Origin of the sequence: Streptomyces shaanxiensis (assembly GCF_039537145.1) — a bacterium.
GTDB classification, from domain to species: Bacteria; Actinomycetota; Actinomycetes; order Streptomycetales; family Streptomycetaceae; genus Streptomyces; species Streptomyces shaanxiensis.
This window is the reverse complement of record NZ_BAAAZY010000010.1, coordinates 1,355,334-1,373,576: the sequence shown is the minus strand read 5'-3', so window position 1 is coordinate 1,373,576 and position 18,243 is coordinate 1,355,334. Positions and strand designations below refer to the sequence as shown.

At 68.0% G+C, this 18,243-nt stretch carries 16 protein-coding genes and 4 pseudogenes; 8 read left to right on the top strand and 12 right to left on the bottom strand.

What is annotated here, in order from left to right; all coding sequences use genetic code 11:
- The 10 genes and pseudogenes from ABD932_RS19620 to ABD932_RS19580 form a co-directional block, all read right to left on the bottom strand.
- Positions 1–468, bottom strand: a pseudogene (locus ABD932_RS19620) (ABC transporter permease); the annotation flags it as partial.
- A 3-nt stretch (positions 469–471) separates the two neighbouring features.
- On the bottom strand, positions 472–1,341 hold the full coding sequence (locus ABD932_RS19615; protein ID WP_425587490.1) for an ABC transporter ATP-binding protein: 870 nt from the start codon (positions 1,339–1,341) through the stop codon (positions 472–474).
- 10 nt (positions 1,342–1,351) lie between these two features.
- A complete protein-coding gene (locus ABD932_RS44015; RefSeq protein ID WP_425587479.1) occupies positions 1,352–1,615 on the bottom strand; it encodes an ATP-binding cassette domain-containing protein in 264 nt (87 codons plus the stop codon).
- A complete protein-coding gene (locus ABD932_RS19610) occupies positions 1,608–2,711 on the bottom strand; it encodes an ABC transporter substrate-binding protein (protein WP_345014389.1) in 1,104 nt (367 codons plus the stop codon). The genes ABD932_RS44015 and ABD932_RS19610 overlap by 8 nt, the downstream gene beginning before the upstream one ends.
- Before the next feature lie 416 nt (positions 2,712–3,127).
- Positions 3,128–3,550 (bottom strand): cupin domain-containing protein, encoded by a 423-nt coding sequence (locus tag ABD932_RS19605; protein WP_345014387.1) that lies wholly within the window; start codon positions 3,548–3,550, stop codon positions 3,128–3,130.
- 270 nt (positions 3,551–3,820) lie between these two features.
- On the bottom strand, positions 3,821–4,555 hold the full coding sequence (locus tag ABD932_RS19600) for an SDR family NAD(P)-dependent oxidoreductase (RefSeq protein ID WP_345014385.1): 735 nt from the start codon (positions 4,553–4,555) through the stop codon (positions 3,821–3,823).
- A gap of 77 nt (positions 4,556–4,632) precedes the next feature.
- Positions 4,633–5,742: an alanine racemase gene (locus tag ABD932_RS19595; RefSeq protein WP_345014383.1), complete on the bottom strand. Its 1,110-nt coding sequence runs from the start codon at positions 5,740–5,742 to the stop codon at positions 4,633–4,635.
- 136 nt (positions 5,743–5,878) lie between these two features.
- The gene (locus tag ABD932_RS19590; RefSeq protein WP_425587478.1) at positions 5,879–6,127 is read right to left on the bottom strand and encodes a RidA family protein; all 249 of its coding nucleotides are present in this window, start codon (positions 6,125–6,127) and stop codon (positions 5,879–5,881) included.
- A 744-nt stretch (positions 6,128–6,871) separates the two neighbouring features.
- Positions 6,872–7,081 carry a DUF2180 family protein gene (locus ABD932_RS19585; protein WP_345014381.1) on the bottom strand — a complete coding sequence of 70 codons (210 nt, stop codon included), beginning with the start codon at positions 7,079–7,081 and terminating at the stop codon, positions 6,872–6,874.
- A gap of 701 nt (positions 7,082–7,782) precedes the next feature.
- Complete coding sequence (locus tag ABD932_RS19580; protein WP_328344416.1) at positions 7,783–8,469, bottom strand: GntR family transcriptional regulator; 687 nt, start codon at positions 8,467–8,469, stop codon at positions 7,783–7,785.
- A gap of 256 nt (positions 8,470–8,725) precedes the next feature.
- On the opposite strand from ABD932_RS19580, the gene ABD932_RS19575 reads away from it, so the two are divergent.
- From ABD932_RS19575 to ABD932_RS19545, 7 genes and pseudogenes are all read left to right on the top strand, one after another.
- Positions 8,726–9,406: a haloacid dehalogenase type II gene (locus ABD932_RS19575; protein WP_345014376.1), complete on the top strand. Its 681-nt coding sequence runs from the start codon at positions 8,726–8,728 to the stop codon at positions 9,404–9,406.
- 73 nt (positions 9,407–9,479) lie between these two features.
- On the top strand, positions 9,480–9,965 hold the full coding sequence (locus tag ABD932_RS19570) for a RidA family protein (protein ID WP_345014374.1): 486 nt from the start codon (positions 9,480–9,482) through the stop codon (positions 9,963–9,965).
- A gap of 20 nt (positions 9,966–9,985) precedes the next feature.
- Positions 9,986–10,237 (top strand): annotated as a pseudogene (locus ABD932_RS19565) (hypothetical protein); the annotation flags it as partial.
- A 96-nt stretch (positions 10,238–10,333) separates the two neighbouring features.
- The gene (locus tag ABD932_RS19560; protein WP_345014484.1) at positions 10,334–11,737 is read left to right on the top strand and encodes an NAD(P)/FAD-dependent oxidoreductase; all 1,404 of its coding nucleotides are present in this window, start codon (positions 10,334–10,336) and stop codon (positions 11,735–11,737) included.
- A gap of 20 nt (positions 11,738–11,757) precedes the next feature.
- Complete coding sequence (gene solA, locus ABD932_RS19555) at positions 11,758–12,906, top strand: N-methyl-L-tryptophan oxidase (protein ID WP_345014373.1); 1,149 nt, start codon at positions 11,758–11,760, stop codon at positions 12,904–12,906.
- A 335-nt stretch (positions 12,907–13,241) separates the two neighbouring features.
- Positions 13,242–14,595: pseudogene (locus ABD932_RS19550) on the top strand (MDR family MFS transporter).
- Between the two features lie 357 nt (positions 14,596–14,952).
- Positions 14,953–15,696 (top strand): annotated as a pseudogene (locus ABD932_RS19545) (3'-5' exonuclease); the annotation flags it as partial.
- A 341-nt stretch (positions 15,697–16,037) separates the two neighbouring features.
- On the opposite strand, the gene ABD932_RS19540 reads toward ABD932_RS19545, so the two are convergent.
- Together ABD932_RS19540 and ABD932_RS19535 are read right to left on the bottom strand one after the other, a co-directional pair.
- A complete protein-coding gene (locus tag ABD932_RS19540; protein ID WP_345014371.1) occupies positions 16,038–17,216 on the bottom strand; it encodes an acyl-CoA dehydrogenase family protein in 1,179 nt (392 codons plus the stop codon).
- Between the two features lie 139 nt (positions 17,217–17,355).
- A complete protein-coding gene (locus ABD932_RS19535; protein ID WP_345014369.1) occupies positions 17,356–17,730 on the bottom strand; it encodes a four-helix bundle copper-binding protein in 375 nt (124 codons plus the stop codon).
- A 76-nt stretch (positions 17,731–17,806) separates the two neighbouring features.
- On the opposite strand from ABD932_RS19535, the gene ABD932_RS19530 reads away from it, so the two are divergent.
- Positions 17,807–18,193 carry a DUF6479 family protein gene (locus ABD932_RS19530; RefSeq protein ID WP_345014367.1) on the top strand — a complete coding sequence of 129 codons (387 nt, stop codon included), beginning with the start codon at positions 17,807–17,809 and terminating at the stop codon, positions 18,191–18,193.
- Positions 18,194–18,243 lie beyond the last annotated feature (50 nt).

The following is an 18,243-nucleotide window of genomic DNA, read 5'->3' as shown; positions in this document are numbered from 1 at the left end:
CTGGAACGGGGCACCGGGAACCGACATGCCGGTCAGGGACTCGTTCACCAGGCCCTTGTCACCGAGCATGATGATCCAGCCGTACGTGCGCACCAGCGCGGAGACGAAGTGCGGGACGACCACGACCAGCATCGCCAGGCCCGCCAGGATGGGCTTGAGCCGGGTGATCGCCTGGGCCAGGACGAACCCGAAGACCAGGCTCAGCACCGCCGTCTCGGCGGAGATCCGCAGCGTGGTGAACAGCACCGACAGGTTCACGCCGGTCAGCGCGTCGGCGTACCAGTGCAGCGTGAACGAGCCGTCGGCGTCCTTCAGGCTCAGCAGCAGTGTGGAAAAGATCGGGTAGACGAACAGCACCAGCAGATACACGACGACGGGGAGCGCGTACAGGATCCCGACGCGGGTCCGGCGTGATGCGAGGAGTTTGCGGGGGCGGGCGGGAGCGCCCGCGGTGAGGGTGACTGCCATGACTCACCCCGCCTGTTCGTCGGTGGGGAAGAGGTTGACGTCCTCGGGGTCCGCACTGATCCCAACCCGCTCGCCGGCCACGGGCCCGCGGTCGGCGGGGACCTCCAGGCGCAGCAGCGGCCCGTCACCACCGTCGATCCGGACCCCGGCGCGCACCAGCGTGCCGACGTAGGTGGCGTTCTCCACCATGCCGGTACAGAACCCGTCGCCGGCGGCACAGGCCCGCAGCCGGCCGGGCTGGACGGCGACCTTGACCCGGGTGCCCGAGGCGAGGTCGTGATGGCGGGCCTTGATCAGGCCACCACTGTTGTCGAGACGGACCAGGGTGTGCTCGCCGTCGTGCTGCTCGATACGCCCGGGCAGGAAGTTCGCCGCGCCGAGGAAGTCCGCCACAAACGGCGTCCTCGGCCGCTCGAACAGCTCGCGGGGGGTGTCGAACTGCTCGATAAGACCGTTGCGCATCACCGCGATACGGTCCGACATCACCAGCGCCTCTTCCTGATCGTGCGTCACATAGATGACGGTCAGCCCGAGTTCCTGCTGGATGCTCTTGATCTCCACCTGCAGCTGGTCACGCAGCTTCTTGTCCAGCGCGCCCAGCGGCTCGTCCATCAGGATGACCGGCGGCCGGTAGACCAGCGCCCGGCACAACGCCACACGCTGCTGCTGACCACCGGACAGCTCACGCGGCTTACGGCCCCCGAACCCGGACAGGCCCGCGATCTCCAGCGTCTCCCCGACACGCCGACGGATCTCGTCCTTCGGCACTCCGCGCAGCGTCAGCGGGAAAGCGACGTTCTCCGCGACCGTCATGTGCGGGAACAGCAGGTACTGCTGGAAGACGAAACCGAGGTTTCGCTTCTGCGGCGCCAGGCGGGTGACGTCACGGCCGCCGACGGGTGATGGTGCCGGAGTCGGGTTCGCAGAACCCGGCGATCATCATCAGGGTCGTGGTCTTGCCCGACCCGGAGGAGCCGAGGAAGGTGACGAACTCCCCCGCGGCGATCTCCATCGACGCTTCGTCGACAGCGACCACGTCCCCGTACGTCTTACGCAGTGCCACCACCGACAGCGCCTTGCCGGTCGCCGTGGCCGACTTGACGCCGGCCACCTTCACCGACGGTGCCGCGATACCGAATTCAGCCACGAGCCCACTCCAACCAGCGCTCGGTGACGGCCGATTCGTTCTTCAGCCACCAGTCGACATCCGCATCGAAACCCTTGTCGTAGTACTTCGGCGCACCCGCCAGCGCGTTGCGCTCCTCCTCCGTGAGCTTGGCGTACGCCGCCGGAGACGACGGGTTCGACGGGAACGCCTTGGCCAGGTTGGCCTGGCTCTCGGCACGCAGCGCGAAGTCCATCAGCTGGTAGGCGTTGTCCGCGTTGGCAGCGCCCTTGGCGATCGCGTAGCCGGAGAACTGGCGGCGTATCCCGTTGAGCTGCCGTTCCACCGGGACGCCTTGCTTCTGCAGATCGGCGATTCGGCCGTCCCAGACGGTGGACATCGTCACCTCCTGGCGGCTGAGCAGCACACCGGGCAGCGGGCCGCTGTCCCAGAACTTCTTGATGTCGCCCCGCAGCCGGGTCAGCACCTTGAAGGCACGGTCCACGTCCAGCGGGTACAGCTTGTCCATCGGCACGCCGTCGGCCAGCAGCGCGAACTCAAGCTCCGGCAGGTCACCGTCCGGGTGGACCATCGCCCGGGCACCCTGGAACGCCTTGGTGTCCCAGAAGTCCGCCCACGACTCCGGCTTCTTACCCCCGAACGCGTCCGTGCGGTACGCGATGCACTGACCGTAGAAGATGTGGCCGACGGCGTGGTCGGTGATCTGGGCCTCGGGGATCTTCGCGCTCTTCACGCTCTTGATCCGGTCGAGGTCCAGCGCCTCCAGCGCGTCCTGCTTGACGTACTTGGTGTGCGACATCATCGAGTTGTTGATGAGGTCACACTGCGGCCGGCCCTGCTTGATCTGGGCCAGCAGCGGGGCGTCGTCCAGGTTCAGCACCTTGACGCTGATGCCGGTCTCCTGAGTGAACGGCGTGTAGATCGCCTTCTGCAGGGCGGCACCGTAGGAACCGCCGCTGTCACGGACGACCACCGTCTTGCCGCCCTTGCCACCACTCCCACCGGCTGTCCGGCTGGAGCCGGTGCCGCAGGCGGCGAGGGAGGGAAGAGCGGCGAGGGCGGCCAGGCCGCCTGCTCCGCGCAGGAGCGCTCTACGACCGATCTGGGCATCACTCATGGCAATACTCCTCATCTGGGGACGCATGGGACCAGCTGTGCGGGGGCTTTACCTCGCGGGTTGGGGGGATTGTTCAGGGCGGCGAACGCGGACAGAACATCGCCCGCTTGCCTTGCCGATCGCTGTCTGGGGCGCGTGTTCGCCGTGGATCGAAGTTCCCGACGAGCTCGTCGCGGGAGCGACGTCGGCTGGGTGACCGGGTGGGTGGCGGTGGGGAAACTGGAGCCGGGACAGGGGGTGACCAGCGGAGTGGGGGTGGTCCTCAGCAGAGCCGGAGCATGAGGGCTCTGGTGAGGGATGAAGCAGATCCTGGCCTGCGGCTGAGGGACGGGCCGAGCGGACCATCGGCCCCGGCGACGTTGCTCAGCAGGTAGCTTCGCGTAAACCCTGAAGGCGATCGGGGCCAGGCATCGGCATCACGTCACGGTCACGTAGATCTTGCGCACGGTTTCGATGGTCTTCCAGACGCCGACGTAGCCCGGCTTCATGACGAAGCTGTCGCCGGCCTTGTAGATCACCGGCTCGCCGCCTTCGGGTGTGAGTTCGACGATGCCGGAGAGGATGTGGCAGAACTCGAAGGTCTCGCCCTTGATCGAGCGCATCTCGCCGGGCGTCGCTTCCCAGACGCCCCTATGCATCGACTCCCCACGGGCGACGTCCTGGGCCCAGGTCCGGAAGGTGGGGTCGCCGGAGATCAGGCGCTCCGGGAGCGGGCCGGATTCTCGCGGCGCGAAGGAGGGATTGGTGTCGATGGCCTTCAGGAGCGGCATGTCTTTCCTTTTGGAGCTTGAGAAGTTGGTGGCCGCGGCCAGGGTCGACGAGCTGCTGCCGAGCGGCATCTGACACACGCTCGTGGGCATGGCCCGTTCCCGATGTGGTGAGGCCGATACGAGGCATCGTGGCTCGTGCCGAGGTGGCCGGGTGGCTCGGATACGGTTGTCGGCACGGGCGCACTGAGGGTGACGCCGTTCGAGTGGGGCAGGCGAATGAGGCACGCGCTCGACGCTTGTTCGACGGTTCATGTCGCAATCGGCGGACGCCCGAGGCAGAAGGAGCGACGGAGAACAGGTCGTTCAGCTCCTTGCTGATGGTGATGCCCAGCAGGGTGTTCAGCCAGCGGTGTACCCGCCGTCGACGGTCAGGACCGATCCGGTCACGTACGACGACTCCCGCGAGGCGAAGAAGAGCACCGCGTCAGCGACCTCTTCAGGGGTGGCGAGGCGTTGGAGCGGGATCGTGCTCTCGCGCTGACGGCGGTAGCCCTCGGGGTCGGGCCTGCGCTGGAACGCCGCTTCGATGATCGGTGTGGCGGTCAGACCCGGAGCGACGACGTTGACCCGGATGTTGCGCGGGGCCCATTCGATCGCGGCGCCCTTGGCGAGCATGATGAGACCCCCCTTGGCGGCGGAATACAGGACCTGCCCGGACATGCCGACCATGCCCAGCCGCGAACTGACGCAGACGAACGAGCCGCCAGTCTCGGGCATCAGCGGGGCGAAGTGCTTCATCACCAGGAACGCGCTGAGCAGGTTGCTCTCGAGCACGTTCCTCGCGTCGTCGCAGGCCATCTCGGTGAGCGGACTGTCGGCCTGCAGGCCGTGGTTGAGGACGACGACGTCGACGGTGCCGAAGGTCTCTGCGGCCTGCTTGGCCAGGTGCTCGACGAACGTCTCGTCGTTGAGGTCTCCGGGAACGTACAGATCGTCGGGCTCAGCGCTGTCGAGCCGCTCCCTGCGGCCGGTGAGCAGGAGCCGCCCGCCCTCACGGCGGAAGTGGGAACTCACCGCCTGCCCTATGCCACTGCTGGCGCCTGTCACCAGGGCCGTGACGTTCTTGAGTCTCATGTCAGGCACTCCTCATTACGGGGGAGGTCGGTCGGGGGTGGGGGCTTGGGGAGGACGGGGGTCTCGTCCCGTGCCGGTCAGTTGAGGAATCCGCGGGCGTCGACCGGCCACCGCTCCAGCGACGTGCCCGTGCTGTCGGTGACGATCAGTTCCTCGAAACCGAGGACGACGGGGCATACATGGTTGGGCACCACCGGTACAACGCTTCCGACGCTGGGGCGGAAGTCGCCGTCCGGCAGCGGGAGGAACCCGTGGTACTCGTTGACCTTGGACAGGACCGCCCTCGTGCCGGCGATGCCGCCGTAGCCGATCTCGGGGCTGCCTTCTTTACTGAGGGCCTTGTTGCCCACATCGACGATGACCTGGTCGGGAACCCAGTCGCTGACCACGGTGCCGGCGACGAACAGCGCGATCTGGTCCTCCGCGCAAGCACCCAGCCGGGCGTTGTTCAGATCGCCGAAGACGTACTCGCCGGGACGGATCTCGGTGATCACGCTGCTGCTGGTGGAGAACTCGACGGTGGGCGTGGAGCCGGCGCTGACCACCTCCGCGGTGACCCCGACGCCTTCGAGGCTGCGTACCGCGGTGGTGAGCGCGGCTTCCTGGTCCTGCGCGGCACGCTGGCGAGCGTCGCGACCGAGGCAGCCGTGACCGGGATAGGTGAAGACGCCCGCCGGCACCAGACCGCGCTTGCGGGCGGCGAGCGCGAGGTCGCCCGCGAGCTCTGGCGGCGCCCCGGAACGACGGGCGCCGCAGTCGACCTCGATCACGACCTGCAGGCGGTCCGGTTCGTCTCCCATCGTGTCGGCGAGGGCCTCGATCGCCGCGACGTTGTCGACGCCGACCCGCAGCCGGGCGGACTCGGCGAGCCGGCGGATCCGGGGCTTCTTCGATCCCGCGGCCCAGATCGGGTAGGCGAGGAAGATGTCGTCGAAGCCGGCTGCGGCGAAGACCTCTGCCTCACCGACGTTTCCCGCGGTGATACCGACCGCGCCGGCCTCGATCTGGCGCCGACCGATCTCCACGCACTTGTGTGTCTTGACGTGCGGCCTGACCTTGATGTTGTGCTGGTCGGCGAAGCCCTGCATGCGGTCGATGTTGCCCTGCATGACGTCGACCAGCACGATCGGCGCGGGGGTGTCGATCCGCTCGACCAGAGCGTCGAGTGCTCGTTGCAGCTGATTCACGCTGCCCTCCTTGTGGTTCCGCCTGGAACGATCGAGGGGAAATGATCGAGGGGCGCGGGTGCTGACTCCCCTCGATGCCGAACGCGCGTGCCCCGCGATATCGCGCGCACTCGGGTACACCGCCGTCGGGGCCGCCCTACGCAGCGGTGATGACCATCTGGATCTCGACCGGGGTGTTGAGCGGCAGCCCGGCGACACCGATCGCGGTACGGGCGTGCCGTCCGTTCTCGCCCAGTACCTCGATGAGCAGTTCACTGGCCGCGTTGGCGACCTGCGACTGCTCACCGAAGTCCGGCGTACTGGCCACGAAGACCAGCATCTGCACGATCCGGACCCCGTCCAGATCGCCCACCGCCTCAACGGCGGCTGCAAGGCAGTTCAGCACGGCATCGTGCGCGAGTGACCGCGCCGTCTCGAGGTCGATGTCCCTGCCGACAGTGCCCTGCCTCAGCAGTCAACCGTCCCGGTAAGGCAGCTGGCCCGAAATGTAGATGCTGGAGCCCACCGTCCGGTGGTGCACGTAGTACGGGTTCTCCCGGAGCTCGGGAAGGGCCAGCCCCAGGGCCTGAAGCCGATCGGAAGCCGAGTCGGTGTTCGCTGCCGAAGTCTCATGATCCTTGATCATCTGTACTCGGCTCTCCTCTCGAGTAACGGCGGCGACAAAACCCATCATGGTGGCTTAAAACCGTCAACTTATTGTCGTTTGTCGACCATATGGTTGTCCGTCGAGCACTGTCAATACGAACTTCAACCTCGAACGCGGCCGCGGAATCAGTTCGAAAGTGCGATGTGGCGGTTCAGGGCAAGTGCGTAGCGGCCGTTCAGGGAAGCGCCTGTGGCGTGAGACGCCAGGCGGGTTCGGGACTGACCGAGTGTCTCCGGGCACTCGCGGGCCGGGAGGAACGCCGGCCCCATCACCGTGCCGGGACGACCACCGGCGAGGACATCATGGATACTCTGCCGTCCGCGGTCGCGCCTCCAGCACGGCGCACCCACCGTGACCGCGACTGAGGCCCGGACGCCGCACCAGTGTGCGGGACGGCATCCGGGCAGGCCAAGAACGGGGCGCCGGGACGGGCAGCGCGCGTTCGGCGACCGATGATGCGGTGCGACAAGCGCACCATGCGGGTCAGTGCGCCGTCTCGGCCATGTCGCAGGTGTGGCAGACCACCCTGCGTGCCGGGAAGCGGCCGTACGCAGCACCCATGCCGATCTGGCGGGTGACCTGCACCTGTCGTACGCGGGCGTGGTTCTCACAGGTGGCCAAGCCGCAGCGCGAGCACACACCGATGCCGGTGGTGTCGCTGCGCGCCTCCTGGAGGCAGTCGTAGCACCTCATGTTCAACTCCGATTTCAGCAGGGGCCAGGTGCAGCAGCCAACCCCCATGAACAAACCCATCCAGGCCACGCACACCTACTCAAGGAGCTTGAAAAGTAAACTTCAGTTTAGACTTTGTCAAGACTGAGATTCGATCGCGATCGTATGGCCAGTGCGCGATGAGTGAAGCCCCTTGATCCTCTTGCCCCTTGACCCGCTGACCCGCCTGACCCTCTTGATCCGCCCGACCTGACTACCAGTCAGCGCTTGCCGTTCAACGGCACAGGGAACGCGGCCCGCGTCCCCGAGCCTCACGACACCGCGCTCCAGGGGGAGTCGCCCGCAGATACGTCGGCAACCTCGGCACAGCGCGGACGGCGCCGCCGGAATGCATGCCGATCAACGGTTACGCATGCGCCTCACCAGCCGCGACCGGCCACGGCTGCCCCTCCCCGAACGGAGTCGGCGACATCGGCGCATTGCCTGGTCGCGGTGCGCGGGCGGGTCCGTCACCGTGCGCGCGGCAGTTGCCGGACGGAAGCCGACCGATCGCGGCCACGACAGGAGGCACCCAGGACTCGGCGCAGCGGCTCGATCCGGCATACGCCCGCCGGCGGACCCTTCACCGATGTTTGCCCGTGGTCGCACACCTCGATCACCGAACGCAGCGGAGTCGACGCCGTGGCGAGCGGGCTTGGATGTTTCACGCAGGCGGCATGGACTCAGACATGCCGGGACGCGGGCTCCCCCGGATCTTCCGTCTTGGCCCCCAGCCCCATGGGGAAATGGGCAGCCAGTTCCCGGCGGAACGCGTCGGTGTCGCCGCCCAGGGCAACGGCGGCCAACCTCTCGTGCTCGACGACCAGTTGCTGCGGGTCGTCGCTGTAGGTGCGGTGGTCGACGCTGAGGTGGAGGCGCAGCTTGGTCTCCCAGCCGTTCCAGAGACTCTGCAGGACGCCGTGCCCCGAGAGATCATAGAAGAGCCTGTGGAAGCGAAGGTGCGCGTCGATGCTGGCCGGGATGTCGTCCTTCTCCATTGCCCGGCGGAGATCCTCGACGGTCTGCAGCAACTGAGGCCGCTCAGGACCGCGCAGCGCTTCGGCCGAGAGCTCGGCGGCGTACGGCTCGACACGCAGCCGGACCGAGTCGATCTCGGCGACCTCACGAGCGCTCACCTCCACGACGAACGCCCCACGGTAGGGGATCTTCACGACGAGGCCTTCCTCCTCCAGCTTGGTCAGCGCCTCGCGCAGCGGGGACCGGCTGATGCCGAGATCCGCGGCGATGTGCGCCTCGCGCAGCTGGCCACCAGGAGGCACGGTCCCATCGAGGATGGCGGCTCGCAGTGTGCGGTAGACGCCTTCAGGCGTCGTCGTCCGCTGCTCCTGCCACTCGAACTTGTGGTCCACCCCGTGGCCCTCCCTCAGTGATTGCCGACCACTTGGTCGTTTGTCGACTATACCTCCGCCGGTTACATCAACGTCATCGAGTGGGCTGCGCCGGTGGATCACCTCATGCGTACAGAAGGGGGTCAGCGCCGTCCTGCCCAAAGCGCTCCTCTGGCGCTGTTGACAGCTCAGAAACGTTTGGTCGACAATCGACCAAACGAATGGTCGACAATCGACCACAGCGCAGACTGCTCCACTTCAACACACAGGAGGACCAGTGGCATTCGACATCAAGCCCAAGTTCGCGACGTTCGACATGAACGGAACGCTGATCAAGTTCAGCATCAACGACACGATGCGCGAGATCCTGGGCGACCGACTGCCGGCCGAGGTCGCCGATGAGTACCTGCGGATCTGCAAGGCGTACCGGATCGACGAGTGCACGGGCGCGTACCAGCCGTTCCACCAGATCGTCGCGCGTTCCATGGAACGCGCCTCGCGCAAGGTCGGTCTGGAGTACCGCGAGGACGAGGCGCGGGCGGTGTACGAGCGCGTCCCCACCTGGGGCCCGTACCCCGGCGTCACCGAGGCGCTGAACCGCCTGGCCGAGGCGGTCCCGCTGGTCATCATCACCAACAGCGACACCGCGCACGCCGTGCGCCTCGCGGAGAACCTCAAGGCCCCGTTCGAGGTCATCATCAGCGCCGAGGAGATGGGCGTCTACAAGCCGCGACTCAGCGCGTTCGAGTACATGTTCGACAAGCTCGGCGTGACACCCGACGAGATCGTCCACGTCTCCGCGAGCCCCATGTATGACCACCGACCCGCGGCCATCATGGGCATCGAGAACAAGGTGTACGTCGACCGCGGCTTCGAGCACGACGAGCACTGGCTCGGCTACGAGCGGATCACCGACATCGCCGACCTCCCGGTCCTCTTCGGCCTGCCGCGCCCCTGACGTCCGAGCGGAGAACTGGAGAACCCGAGAACAGGAGAACTGAGGAAATGGTCCACAGCAAGGCGGTGGCGGCATGAGCCTGCCCCTGCCTCAGACCGTCAAGGGCGACTCGGCTTCGGAAAGGCTCCAGAACATCGGACTGGAGCTGCCCGACCTTCCCGGCAACGCATACTTCGTGCACCACCGGGCGGTGGACTCCAGCATCCACATCTCCGGCCAACTCCCTTACCGGAACGGTGTGTTGCTGGGTCAGGGCGTTGTCGGCCGGGACGTGGAGCTGGAGACCGCGAAAGAGCTCGCGCGCCATGCCGTGCTGAACTGCCTTGCAGCCGCCGTTGAGGCGGTGGGCGATCTGGACGGGGTCCGGATCGTGCAGATGCTGGTCTTCGTGGCCAGTACGCCGGACTTCGGTGAGCAGTCGCAGGTCGCCAACGCGGCCAGTGAACTGCTCATCGAGGTACTGGGCGAGAACGGACGGCACGCCCGTACCGCGATCGGTGTCGCCGGGCTGCCGCTCAACACCCCGGTCGAGATCCAGATGATCTGCACCGCGGTGTAGCGGCGCGTACCGGAGCGCCGATGGTGCCGGTCGACGTGATGCGGGAACCATCGGCCGTGTGCAGGACTTCGGCGCCGAGCACAGCCTCGACTCCAGGCCATACGTCACAACGCACATATCAAGGCCTCCCTCCAGCGCAGGTCAGCGGCCCCCAGGCCCCCATCCGCGGGCGTGGGGGGGCCTCGGGGCCGGTGCCGGCACCCGCTCAGGCACCTCGCCACTCCCCCGAGGAGATCGCCGCCGCCGTCCTCTTCCTCGCGTCGTCTGAGTCCTCGTACATCACCGGGGCAACCCGCCCCGTCGACGGCGGCCACACCGCCTTCCAGCACCGGCCCACACGGTTCCCAGACACAGAAGAAGGACACGACATGAACGCGCTTGCGGCACCACCCCGAAACGGAGAGATCGGCTTCTGGGTGGCCCAACTGGCCGACAAGAAGCCCTCGTTCCCCCGTTTCACCGGCCAGGACTCCGTCGACGTGGCCATTGTCGGCGGCGGCTACACCGGCCTGTGGGCGGCCTACTTCGCCAAGAAGCTCGAACCGTCGCTCTCCGTCGCCGTCTTCGAGGCCGAGCAGGTGGGCTACGGCGCGTCGGGGCGCAATGGTGGCTGGCTCTCGGCCATGCCGCCGGGAAACCGTGCCGCCTTCGCCCGCGCCGGCGGAGGGCTGGAGGCGAGCCGGGCGCTGCAGCAGGAGTTCGTCGCCGGCGTCGACGCGGTCCTGGACATCCTTGAGGCCGAGGGGATCGATGCCGATCAGCACAAGGGCGGAGCGCTCGTCGCTGCCCACACGCGGGCGGGGCTGGGCCGGCTTGTCACCCGGCGTGATGCCGAACTGAAGTACGGGCTGACCGACGACGAAGTCCACCTGCTCGACCGGGACGAGTTCCAGTCCCGGATCAACATCTCCACCGTCCACGGCGGACTCTTCTACAAACACTGCGCGCGGATCCACCCCGCGAAACTCGTCTACGGCCTCGCCGACACCCTGACCTCCATGGGCGTCAGGATCTACGAGAGCAGCCGCGTGGACCGTGTCGAGGGCAAGACCCTCTTCCTGGCCGACGGGCGTGTCACCGCGGCGAAGACGTTCATCTGCACCGAAGGCTATTCGGGACAGCTGCTGGGCCGCCGGAGCCTGATCCCGGTCAATTCCTCGATGATCGTGACCAAGCCCCTGCCGGAGGAGGCGTGGCAGCAGATCGGCTGGGACGGGCCCCAGTGCCTCAACGACTCCGCTCACACGTTCATCTACTCCCAGCGGACGTCGGACGGCCGTATCGCCATGGGGGGCCGTGGTGTCCCCTACCGCTTCGGGTCCGGCACGGGGGGAGCCGGTGCGACCGCCCAGTCCACCATCGACCTGATCTCGCACAAGCTCAGTACCTTCTTCCCGGGCATCCCCTTCGAGGTGGATCACGCCTGGTCGGGAGTCCTGGGCGTCACGCGTGACTGGAACGGCGGCGTGCACTGGGACCCGGCATCCGGGATCGGATCGTCCACCGGCTACGCGGGACACGGTGTCACGGCGGCCTATGTCGGCGGCAGGACTCTCGTGGAGCTCGCCTTCGAGAAGGAAACCGAACGGACCACGCTTCCCTGGGTGGGCTACCGGGCGCCGAAGTGGGAACCGGAGCCCATCCGCTGGCTGGGTGTTCATGCCATGTACCGGCTCTTCGGTATCGCGGACCAGTGGGAAGAGCGCAGGGGCTCCAGCAAGACCTCACTCCTGGCCCGATTCGGCAGCCGCCTCGCCGGACTTCACGAGTAGACAAAAAGGAACCTGCTCTCATGGACGCAAAACTCGCAGTCATCGGCCTGGGCAGCATCGGGAGCATGGCCCTGTGGCAGGCCTCCCGACTGTCCGACTCGGTGGTGGGCTTCGAGGCAGCCACCCCCGCCCACGGCCGCAGTGCCGTGGGCGGGGACACCCGCCTGTTCCGCATGATCTACCTCGGGAGGGCCGAGTACTACCCCATCATCGAACGCTCCCGCAGCCTCTGGGCCGAGCTCGAAGCCGAAACCGGGCAGCAGGACATCCTCACGCCTACCGGGGGCCTGTCCATCGGGACAGCGAACGGCAGCTACATCAACAGCCTCCTCGAGGCAACGCGCATCACCGGAGCCGAGCACTACGTCCTCAGCCGGGAGGAGTTGGCCGAACGCTACCCGCAGCACAATCTCCGCCCCGACGACTGCGCCGTCTATGACCCCCACGGCGGCGTTCTGCGCACCGACCGCGCCGTCAGCGCTGCCGTCGCGGCGGCCCAGGCCAACGGTGCCACCGTCCTGCAGAACACACCCGTGGACAGCATCACCGAAACCGACCATGGCGTGGTCGTCACCTCGGGCGACAGAACCTGGACGTTCGAGAAGGTCATCGTCGCCTCGGGCGGCTGGTCCCGAAGGCTCATGCCCGACCACCTCAAGGCCGTCACGGAAACCCATCGGATCGTCCTGACCTGGTTCATCGCCCAGGACGGCACGCAGTTCTCGCCGGAGAACTTCCCCGCCTTCAGCCGGTGGTACGAGGATCGCTCCATGTACGGCGCACCCGCCGTCGACGGCGTGACGGTCAAGGCATCGGTGGACGGACCACTGGACGGCCGCGCAAGGGCAACCCCCGACCCGGACTCCGTACCCAGAGAACTCACCCGGGAAGAAATCGAAAAGGCCACCGAGATCGTCACCGAATTCTTCCCCGGCCTGATCCCAACCATCGCGCGCGCCGACGCCTTCCCCGACCTCTTCACCCAGGACAGGCATCCTCTCATCGGCTGGCTGGATCAGAACAGCAGCATCTACTGCGCCACCGGATTCTCCGGCAAGGGCTTCAAAATGGCGACCGGCTACGGCCACATCGCCGCACACGAGGCGCTCGGCAAGCAGACCATCGAAGGCCTGGACTTCGTGCGTCCGGGCCGGTTCAGGACCAGGTAACCGCCCACTCCTGCCGCCTCGGCGCAGTGGCCTCGGTATCGCCATCCGGCTGACGGTCGTTGCAGGACTCAACTCCTGATGTCCCGCAACGGTGCCGAGAACCAGCCGTATGCCGAACGCGCCCTCTGGGCCGTCCTCGCCCCGGCCGCCGTCCTGGGCCCTGCTCTGGGCGCTCGCGGTCACGGCGGCCGGTGGAGTACGCATCCCGCGGCTGAGGCGGCGGGCGTCGGCCCACCCCGGAGCACACACGGACCATCCCAGCGGGACAGCGCAGACGGTGTCGGAACGACCGCGTACGCCCGTACTCACACACCCAGGAACTGACGGACACCACCATGCCCGATCTCATCTCCCGCGCCCTGACCCGCCGAACCGTCCGGACGACCAAGCCTTCACGCGAGCGGACCTGGAAGCATCTGTCACCGCTGCTACGGCTGCTGATCCTTACCCAACTCACCTCTGGTATCGGCTTCTTCGCCGTTCTGCCGTTCCTCGCCGAGCACCTCGGCACCGCGCTCGGCATGGCGGGATGGATGGTCGGCTTCGTCCTGGGGCTGCGCACCTTCAGCCAGCAGGGCCTCTTCGTAATCGGCGGCGCACTCGTCGACCGCTACGGCGTACGCCCGATCGTGCTGGCCGGCTGCGTGCTGCGGGTCGCCGGATTCGCCGGGCTGGGGTACGCGGAGCAGACCTGGACGGTGATCGGCGCGGTTGCTCCTCATCGGCTTCGCCGCCGCGCTGTTCTCACCGGCGGTGGAGTCCGAAGTGGCCCGGCAGGCGGTGATCAGGGAGGAGGAGGGCCACGGTTCACGCACTCGGGTGCTGGCTCTGCTGAGCGCGGCCGGACAGGCCGGTGCCTTCATCGGCCCGCTGCTCGGCGCCCTGCTGCTCGCCGTGGACTTCCGCACCACCTGCCTCGCCGGAGCCGCCGTTTTCGTCCTCATTCTGGCCGGGCACGTATGGCTGATGCCGCAGCACATCCCCGGCCGAGTACGCACCCGACAGCAGGGCGGCACGCGCGCACTGCTGCGCAACCGCAGCTTCCTCGCCCTGTGCTGCGCCTACGGCACCTACCTGCTCGCCTACAACCAGCTCTACCTCGCCCTGCCGGACGAGGTGCGGCGCGCGACCGGCTCCCAGGCGGCCCTGTCCTGGCTGTTCGCCCTGTCCTCCCTGCTGGTCGTCTGCGCCCAACTGCCCCTCACGCGCTCGGCAGGCGACCGGCTCGGCCTGCGCCGCTCAATGATCGCCGGGCTGCTGCTCATCGCGGCCGGTTTCGGGGTCGTGGCCGCCGCCCTGCCCGCCGGCTGGACGGGTGTGGCGGGGTTGCTGCCCGCCGCCGGGTACGTCGTCCTGCTCACCCTCGGACAGATGCTGGTCGTCCCCGCCGCCCGTGCCTGGGTGCCCGACCTCGCCGAGGACGGCCGCATCGGCCTCTACACCGGCGCGCTGTCCTCCGTCTCCGGCCTGGTCGTCCTCATCGGCAGCTCAGTCACCGGCTCCCTGCTCGACCTCGACCTCCCGGCCGCCGTCCCATGGCTCATCCTCGCCGCCGTCCCCGCCCTGGCGGTGGCACTGCTGCCCCACCACCCGAAGAAGGCCGAGAGCGCCTCAAGCGCGGACCCGGCTGCCTCGGCAACTGACCACCCCACCGATGTGTCCGTCAAAGCGGACACAAGCTCCCGGTGAGCTTGTTCCGTTTTGACGGACACCATTGGTGTGGTGGTCAGGCTGGGGGTGCGGTCTCGTATTCGGCGGGGCAGCGAAGAAACGAGCCAGCCCACCGGTCGACAGGATCCTGCCACCAGAGAGCGGCACATCAAGGACCAACCACCAAGGGCGGTTTCGGCCCGTGCCCACCCGCCGATCGCCAACAGCCTGACATTGACGCGAAGAAAGCCGTCGCCCGCCCGAGGACCTCCACGTCCTCGCGCAGTCGGCGGTTCTCCCGCCGCAGCGCGGCCAGCTCCTCGCGATCACTGGTGGTCAGGCCGTCACGTTCGCCCGCGTCGACCTCCCTTCCTCGCATCGCCGGGACGGCAGCCCTTCCACTGGCGCGGCGCCAGGGACCTCATGACCGGCTTCGACGGCACCCGCCTCACCCTCACCCAGTCCTTCCGCTTCGGCCACCGAAGCCAACCGTTGGCTCGCGCTCGCCGACGCTCCCCTGTGCCTGACAGGCACCGACACCATCGCTACCGAACTCGGCCCCGTCATTCGCCCGGACGCGGTGCTGTGCCGCACGAATGTCGGCGCCATGGCCCAGGTAGTGCAGTTGATGTCAGCCGGTTACCGAGTGGCCCTCGCGGGAGGCGGCCAGGGGCTTCAGGCCCTGGCCTCGGCCGCGCGAGACCTCAAACAGGGCCGCCGAACCCACCACCCCGAACTACTGCTCTTCACCACCTGGCACGACCTGCAGGAATACGCCGCGTCCGACCCCAACGGCCGCGATCCGCGACCCTTCGTCGACCTCGTGGACACCCACGGTCCCGACGCCATCCTGGCAGCCGTCGCCCGCCTCGTGCCCGAGGACGCCGCCCAGGTGACGGTGTCGACCGCGCACAAGGCAAGGGGAGGGAATGGGCCTCGGTGAGGATCGGCAACGACTTCGAACCCCCGTCTGCCGAAGAAGCCAAACCCGCCAATACCCACTCGACCACGCCCACGATCAACAAGAGCGAGGCCCGCCTGGCATACGTCGCCGTGACCCGAACCCGCCAACGCCTCGACCTCGGCGGGCTCTCGTGGGTCAGCGACCAGGCGGGCAAGAACAATCGGCAGCAGGACTGAACGGCGTCCGATGCCGGGGCCTCTCCGGCGGTCGGGCACCACGGTCCGCTACACACACCTCGTCGACTCTTGCGCGGCCGCTGTCGACGTCTGAACCCCTACGCGACGCATGTGATGAAAACCTGCGACCAAGGCACGGAGCTTCCGCTCGACATAGCCGTCGCAGCCCCGGAGGAAACGGCCATCCGTTCCTCAAACACTGCAGCCTCGCCCCGACATAACAGCAGTTCAAAGCCCAGTCAGCATCTTCACTGAGGGATCTACACCGCCACCGCCGAACCTTGAGCTCAGTGCCAACTATCCCGCTTTTGTGCCAACTAAAAAGCTTCGTCACACGCAGGCTAACGCCGTACCCTCGGCATCCCCAGACCGATCCACGAGATGATCTCCCGCTGGATCTCGTTGTTGCCGCCACCGAAGGTGAAGATCACCGCCGAGCGGTAGCCCCGCTCCAGCTCACCGTGCAGCACCGCCCCCGCCGAGCCCTCCTTGAGCGCCCCCGGTACGGCGACGATCTCCATCAGCCAGGCGTACGCGTCGCGGCGCGCCTCGGAGCCGTAGACCTTGACGGCGGAGGCGTCCTGCGGGGTGAGCGTGCCCTCCTGGACGGCGCTGACCATCTTCCAGTTCAGGAGCTTGAGGGCGTCGAGCTTGGTGTGGGTCTGGGCGAGGCGGCGGCGCACCCAGGGCAGGTCGATGACCCGGCGGCCGTCGGCGAGCTTGGTCTCCATGGCCCAGCGCTGGACGTCGTGCAGGGCGCGGATGGCCATGGTGCCGTGGGCGGCGAGCGTGACGCGCTCGTGGTTGAGCTGGTTGGTGATCAGGCGCCAGCCCTGGTTCTCCCCGCCGACACGGCGGCTGACCGGGACGCGGATGTTCTCGTAGTAGCTGGCCGTGGTGTCGTGCGAGGCGAGGGTGTTGATGAGGGTGCAGGAGTAGCCGGGGTCGGTCGTCGGGACGAGGAGCATCGTGATGCCCTTGTGCGGCGGGGCGGCCGGGTCGGTGCGGACGGCCAGCCAGACCCAGTCGGCCGTGTCGCCGTTGGTCGTCCAGATCTTCTGCCCGTTGACGACGTACTCGTCGCCGTCGCGCACGGCTCGCGTCCTGAGCGAGGCCAGGTCCGTGCCGGCGTCGGGCTCGCTGTAGCCGATCGCGAAGTCGATCTCGCCGGAGAGGATCTTCGGCAGGAAGTACGCCTTCTGTTCGTCCGTGCCGTACCGCATGATCGTCGGGCCGACGGTGTTGAGCGCCATGAGCGGCAGCGGTACGCCCGCCTGGGCCGCCTCGTCGAAGAAGATGAACTGTTCCATCGCGGTCAGTCCGCGTCCGCCGTACTCCTTGGGCCAGCCGACGCCGAGCCAGCCGTCCGCGCCGAGCCGTCGGATCGTCTTGCGGTAGTGGCGCTTCTGGGCCGCCGGGTCGGTGAAGCGGGTGTGCGCGAGGTCCGGCGCCAACTCGGCGAAGTAGTCGCGCAGTTCGCTGCGCAGCCGCTGCTGCTCGGGCGTGTATTCGAGATGCACGGCGCCTCCAGGCTCCCAAGGCCGGTCCTGACGGCGCACACGGTAGAACGTGTTTCAGAAATTGGGAATGGCGAGGCCGGGAATGGCTCGGAGCGGCGGGATCCTGCGACGGAACTGTCGCGTCCCTGCCGCGCACCCGTCAGCCGAGCGTGGCCATGAAGTCCGTGCAGGCCCGTGCGCAGTCCCGGCACGCCTGCGCGGCGTCCTCGGCGTCCGGGTGCCGGTCGAAGACATGGGCGCACTCCAGGCTCACCGTCCGGGTCCACTCCAGTTGGACGCGCAGGGCGGTCTCGTCCAGCTGGTTCTCCTCGGCCAGCACCCGGCAGGTCGCGTCACACACCTCGGCGCACATGATGCCCTTGCGGCGCAGGAGTTCCTGCTCCTCGGCCCCGTCCGGATCCACCAGGCTCGCGCGCAGGGCACAGGCCCGGGCGCACTCGGTGCAGGCCTGAGCGCACGCGAATCGGTCCTCCAGGAACTGGACGAGCTGTTGCTGGGACGTTGTCTGTGTCACGCCGGTCGGGTAGCCGGTCCGGGGCACGCCAAACCCGGTGCGGGTTCACACGGGACGCCACGGGTACTCGCGGCCCATGACCATCGCATCGATCGCATCCACGGACATCGCCTCCACCGACATCGCCGCGAACGGCGCGCTCGGCATCGGCCTGCTCGTCGCCGGGCTGGCCGTCGTGGCGCTGCTCATCGGCGCCTTCGTGCTGGGCGCCCGGATCAGGCGCCGGGAGCCGCCGCCCCCGCGCCCCGAGGAACAGCCCCGGCCGCCCGAGGACGGCCCGGTCCAGGAGGTCCGGGAGCACCGGGAACCCGACGAGGTGCCCCGGAGCGACCACCGGCTGACCCCGCACGAGATGCCCGGCCACGGCAACATCCCGTCTCGTCCCAGCCCGTCGCAGGAACGGCGACGTTGGAGCGAGGGCGGCAGCGGGTCGTTCGGCGGCGGGGGCCCGGGCACGCACTGACGCCCGCGCGGCGGCGTCGGTCCCGCGATCCGGGGCACAGGGCGGGCGAC

Excerpts from the sequence above, each read along its gene's own strand:
- ABD932_RS19605 (WP_345014387.1), bottom strand. The coding sequence starts at position 3,550 with ATGCCGCTCGGCAGCAGCTCGTCGACCCTGGCCGCGGCCACCAACTTC.
- ABD932_RS19570 (WP_345014374.1), top strand. The coding sequence starts at position 9,480 with ATGAGCCTGCCCCTGCCTCAGACCGTCAAGGGCGACTCGGCTTCGGAA.
- ABD932_RS19560 (WP_345014484.1), top strand. The coding sequence starts at position 10,334 with ATGAACGCGCTTGCGGCACCACCCCGAAACGGAGAGATCGGCTTCTGG.
- solA (WP_345014373.1), top strand. The coding sequence starts at position 11,758 with ATGGACGCAAAACTCGCAGTCATCGGCCTGGGCAGCATCGGGAGCATG.
- ABD932_RS19610 (WP_345014389.1), bottom strand. The coding sequence starts at position 2,711 with ATGAGTGATGCCCAGATCGGTCGTAGAGCGCTCCTGCGCGGAGCAGGC.
- ABD932_RS19585 (WP_345014381.1), bottom strand. The coding sequence starts at position 7,081 with ATGAGGTGCTACGACTGCCTCCAGGAGGCGCGCAGCGACACCACCGGC.
- ABD932_RS19600 (WP_345014385.1), bottom strand. The coding sequence starts at position 4,555 with ATGAGACTCAAGAACGTCACGGCCCTGGTGACAGGCGCCAGCAGTGGC.
- ABD932_RS19530 (WP_345014367.1), top strand. The coding sequence starts at position 17,807 with ATGACCATCGCATCGATCGCATCCACGGACATCGCCTCCACCGACATC.